Origin of the sequence: Xenorhabdus innexi, from assembly GCF_002632485.1 — a bacterium.
In the GTDB taxonomy this organism is placed as follows: Bacteria; Pseudomonadota; Gammaproteobacteria; order Enterobacterales; family Enterobacteriaceae; genus Xenorhabdus; species Xenorhabdus innexi.
The window spans coordinates 1-2,767 of sequence record NZ_NIBU01000135.1; the positions used below are offsets into that span (position 1 = coordinate 1).

The window sequence follows — 2,767 nt, forward strand, 5'->3', positions numbered from 1 at the left end:
CCTCATGAGTGTTGTGGTCTGGTGATCCAGAATCACCGAAAACAACAATACATTCCCTGTCGTAATACCGCCACCTCACCGACTGAACAGTTTAGTTTGCATCCAGCCGATTATGCAGCAGCAGAGGATGCCGGCACGATTGTCGCTATTGTGCACAGTCACCCGGATGCTACCACCCAGCCCAGCCAGTTAGATATTGCCCAGTGTGACCTGTCACAATTGCCGTGGGTGATTGTGTCATGGCCGGAGGGGGATATCCGTACTCTGATGCCGACTGAGGGGATAAAACCCCTATTAGGTCGTCCGTTTGTTCATGGCATTTGGGATTGTTACGCCATTGTGCGTGACTGGTATCGACTGGCGCGTAATATTGATATCCCAGACTTTGCACGTACCGATGGGTGGTGGCAACGGGGTGAAAATCTCTATATGAAGCACTATGCGTCAGCGGGCTTTGCGGAAGCTGACGGGGAGTTGCAGGTGGGGGATGTGATCATTATGCAGGTGCAGGCCAATGAACCCAATCATGCGGGGATCTACCTCGGTGACGGGCTGCTGTTGCATCACCTGTACGGTCAACTCAGTCAACGCGTGCCCTACAGTGGTTACTGGCAGGAGCGCACCATCAAAATCGTCCGGTATCAGGAGGCTTAATGGACGCTGTACGCACAATACGGTTATACGGCACACTCGGTACGCAGTTCGGGCGTGAGTACCGGCTGGCGGTTTCCTCGCCGCAGGAAGCTATCCGGGCGCTGTCGGTCTTACTTGACGGCTTTGAACAGTATCTGTTGACCGCCCGGGAGCGGGGTCTCACCTTTGCTGTGTTTATCGGCCAACGCAATATCCAGCAGGACGAACTGGCGTTTGCCGGAAACGGCGACATCCGCATTGCCCCGGTGATTATCGGCAGCAAAAAAGCCGGGGTGCTCCAGACCATCCTCGGGGCGGTGATGGTGGTCGCCGGGGCATTCCTGTGGGCCACGCCGTTTGGTCTCCCGATGGTGATGTCCGGGGTGGGGATGATGCTCGGTGGCGTGGTACAGATGCTCTCGCCGATGCCGGGCGGACTGGCACGACGGGAAGACCCGGACAATAAACCCTCCTATGCCTTTGGGGGGCCGGTGAACTCCATTGCACAGGGGAATCCGGTGCCGATAGGGTATGGCAAACGGCGCATCGGGGGGGCCATTATCTCCGCCGGCATTTACGCCGAAGATCAGCAGTAAACCTTCAACAATTTTCAATCAGGTCGCTCCGGCGGCTTTTTTTATGGGGAAACCAGGATGCAGCATTTGATTCAGGGCCGTAAAGGGGGCAGCGACAGCCCGCGCACCCCCGTGGAGTCGCCGGATTCCCTGCAATCCACGTCATACGCCAAAATCTTACTGGCGTTAGGGGAAGGGGAATTTGCCGGGGGACTGGATGGCTCGCGTATCTTTCTGGATAACACGCCGCTTATCGGGCCGGACGGCAAAGCCAATTTTGAGGGCGTGCAGTGGGAGTTTCGCCCCGGCACCCCGCATCAGGACTATATCAAAGGCGTTCCGGCGGTTGAAAATGAACTGACCGTGGGCACGGAGTTAACCGAATCATGGGTCAGGTCAGTCACCAATACCCATCTGTCGGCTGTGCGTATCCGCTTATCATGGCCCCAGTTGCAGACACAGAAAGAGGACGGGGATACCGTCGGCTACCGGATTGAGTATGTCATTGAAGTGGCGACCGATGGCGGGGCGTATCAGGAAGTGCTGAAAACGGCAGCCGATGGTAAAACGACCACCAAATATGAACGCTCTCACCGCATCGATCTGCCTAAGGCACACGCAGGCTGGCAGGTCCGGGTGCGACGGTTGACGCCGAAGCAGAACAGCAACCGGATTGCCGATGCGATGATGGTGGAAGCCATCACCGAAGTGATCGACGCCAAACTCAGTTACCCCGAAACCGCCTTATTGTTCGTGCAGTTTGATGCCCGGCAATTTCGCAATATTCCGCAGATATCATGCGAACCGAAGATGCGGGTCATTCGGGTGCCGGATAACTACCACCCCGACAGCCGCACTTATGCCGGGGTCTGGTCAGGACAGTTTAAATGGGCGTGGAGTGACAACCCCGCGTGGGTGCTGTATGACCTGATGCGCAGTGACCGGTTCAGCATCGGTATGCGGGTGAAAGCCGAAAACCTGTCTTTGGCAAAATGGGATTTATACCGCATCGCCCAGTATTGTGATCAGCTCGTGCCGGACGGCAAAGGGGGCACCGAGCCGCGCCATACCTGCAATGTCTACATCCAGTCACAGGAAGAGGCATGGACGGTGTTGCGGGATATTGCCGGTATCTTCCGGGGCATGACGTACTGGGCAAACAATAACATGAACGTGCTGGCGGATATGCCCCGTGACATGGATTTTATCTATACCCGGGCCAACGTGCGTGACGGCAAGTTTGTGTACAGCAGTGCCAGTGAGAAGACCCATTACTCGACGGCGATGGTGAGCTGGTCAGACCCACAGAACGGCTATCAGGATGCGGTTGAGCCGGTCTTTGACCCCCGGTTAATCCGCCGTTTTCAGGTCAGACAGGCGGATGTGACGGCCATTGGCTGTACCCGCCAGAGTGAGGCTATCCGGCGCGGCAAGTGGATATTGCACACCAACGAATATGACCGGATGGTCACGTTTACCGTGGGGCTGGACGGCAAAATCCCGTTACCCGGTTACATCATCGGGGTGGCGGATGAAATGCTGGCCGGTCGCGCACTGGG

General features: G+C 56.7%; 3 protein-coding genes. All 3 read left to right on the forward strand.

What is annotated here, in order from left to right; all coding sequences use genetic code 11:
- The coding region (locus Xinn_RS23620; protein WP_099137788.1) for a C40 family peptidase at window positions 1-654 on the forward strand (654 nt) is incomplete at its 5' end.
- Window positions 654-1,229, forward strand: a complete 576-nt coding sequence (locus Xinn_RS23615) for a tail assembly protein (protein ID WP_086954065.1) — start codon at window positions 654-656, stop codon at window positions 1,227-1,229. The genes Xinn_RS23620 and Xinn_RS23615, both read left to right, overlap by 1 nt.
- 57 nt (window positions 1,230-1,286) lie before the next feature.
- Window positions 1,287-2,767: TipJ family phage tail tip protein (locus Xinn_RS23610; RefSeq protein WP_169923641.1), on the forward strand; the 1,481-nt coding region annotated here is incomplete at its 3' end.